The organism is Streptomyces beijiangensis (genome assembly GCF_017315755.1).
GTDB lineage: Bacteria > Actinomycetota > Actinomycetes > Streptomycetales > Streptomycetaceae > Streptomyces > Streptomyces beijiangensis.
Genome location: NZ_JAFLRJ010000888.1, coordinates 1 through 331, shown reverse-complemented (window position 1 = coordinate 331; position 331 = coordinate 1). Strand labels below are relative to the sequence as shown.

Annotated in this window: 1 pseudogene; it reads right to left on the bottom strand. The window is 72.5% G+C overall.

From position 1 onward, the window contains the following. Positions 1–331: pseudogene (locus J0695_RS39685) on the bottom strand (2-keto-myo-inositol dehydratase); the annotation flags it as partial.

Sequence of the window (331 nt, the reverse complement as noted above, 5' to 3'; positions counted from 1 at the left end):
TCGATGTGTGTGTCGGCGTGCGGGTGGACGACGATGCGCAGGCAGAAACGGTCCTGCACCTCACGGCCGAGACGCTCGGTCTGGGTGGTGAGTTCGCGCCACTGGGCGGGAGTGAGGGTGCGGTCCTCCCGTACCTCGCCGGTCTTGTCGTCGCGCCAGAAGGAGGGAATGACGACGAGGTGCCGCGCGCCGGTGGCCTGGGCGAGCGCGGCGACGTCCGCGACGTGTTGCCAGGTGGCGTCCCAGACGGCGGGGCCGTGGTGCAGGCCGGTGAAGACGGTCCCTGCGGAGACCCGGAGGCGGCGGGCGGCGAGCTCGTCGGCGAGGAGGC